Source organism: Nonomuraea sp. NPDC049141 (assembly GCF_040648415.1).
Classification (GTDB): Bacteria; Actinomycetota; Actinomycetes; order Streptosporangiales; family Streptosporangiaceae; genus Nonomuraea.
The window spans coordinates 1-1,422 of record NZ_JBEZDR010000220.1 but is presented as its reverse complement, the minus strand read 5'-3'; the positions used below and the strand labels follow the sequence as shown (position 1 = coordinate 1,422).

At 72.8% G+C, this 1,422-nt stretch carries 2 protein-coding genes; both read left to right on the top strand.

Features of this window, described 5'->3' with window-relative positions:
• On the top strand, positions 1–477 hold a 477-nt coding region (locus AB0B91_RS66000; RefSeq protein WP_358343228.1), incomplete at its 5' end, for a L,D-transpeptidase.
• An 82-nt stretch (positions 478–559) separates the two neighbouring features.
• On the top strand, positions 560–1,381 hold the full coding sequence (locus tag AB0B91_RS65995; protein WP_358343226.1) for a hypothetical protein: 822 nt from the start codon (positions 560–562) through the stop codon (positions 1,379–1,381).
• Positions 1,382–1,422 lie beyond the last annotated feature (41 nt).

The following is a 1,422-nucleotide window of genomic DNA, read 5'->3' as shown; positions in this document are numbered from 1 at the left end:
AGGTGCTCCGGCTCAAGCCGTCGGCTGCCAAGGGTCTGGCTGCCGCCCGGCGGCCACACCACCGTGGCGCTGCGCGACCAGATCGTGATCGAACGCAAGGCGTACCGCCTCACCTGGTACCGCGCCGGCCGGGCCGTACGCAGCTGGGAGGTCAGCCTCGGCCAGCGCGGCCAGGAGACGCCGCTGGGCCGGACCTTCGTCCTGGGCCGCACGCCGCCGCCGCAGAGCGTGTACGGGGGCGTCGACATCTTCGCCCTCGGCTCCGTGCCCGACGACCCGGACTCCGTGCCGGCGGGCCTGCGCGGGGCGCACATCGGCATCCACAGCTGGTACCACGACGGCGAGTTGGGCAAGAAGACCACCAACGGCTGCATCCGGCTCACGAAGAGCGGGCAGCGGGAGTTGCTGGCCGAGGTACGCCCCGGCACCGAGGTGGTCGTGGTCGACGAGCTGCCCGCCCCGCCCCCGACCGCCTGACCGACCGCGAACCGGACGACGGACACGGGCCGGCCTTGCGCCGACGGGCCAGACTGGGACGCCCCGTCACCCAGGAGGCACCGTGCGTCACCCGTCCCGCTTTCTCCGACGCCTCGGCGTGACCGCAGCCGCCGCCACGGCCATGATCACGCTCATGCCACAGGCGGCCGTCGCCGCAGTCGTCCTCGACGACGGCGTCGTGCTCCAGTCCACCACCGGCACCGACCATCTCGTCACCGCCGACCGGCCCGCCTGGGCGGCAGCGGCCGTCCACTCGACCTCGAACTACAACATCAGCCTCTTCGACCAGTGGGGTGGATGGCTCACCTCCAGTTACGGCTACGGCTTCAACCGGTCGGAGTTCGTCGCCGTCAACTCGCACCTGTCGCCCCTGGCGTCGTACGAGGCCCGCACCAGCACGAGCTACGGACCCGCCGTCGCGCACACCCAGTGGCGGCAGTCCCACACCACGACGACGCTGCCGTACCCGGCCAACGACGGGGTGACCGGCCCGTCCGACCCGGATCTGGCCTTCGCCGCGCTGGGCAGCACCCAGGTGGTCAGCGTCTCGGACATCCACCTCAAGGCCGGCGAGGCGTTCTGGGTCGACACCGCCCCCGACACGCTGTTCTTCCTGCTGGAGAGCAACCCGTACGACAGCACGACCCGGCTGCGCACCCGGCATCAGCACGCCACGGCCGGGGTGGTGCGCACCGCCCAGGGCTGCACGCTCTACCGCGCGAACCACAGCGGCGTCCACGGCCTGCTGATGGTCGCGGACGCCGCACCGGTGACCACCACCCCGCCGGGCGGAACGGCGGTCGCCCTGCACCGTTACGACCCCGCCCGCCCCTACACCTGCCCGCAGCGCAACTTCCCCGGTCCGACGCCCCCGGGCGTCTGACCGGTTGGCGGCCCCTGTGCGGGTGTCCCCATCGGCGCACC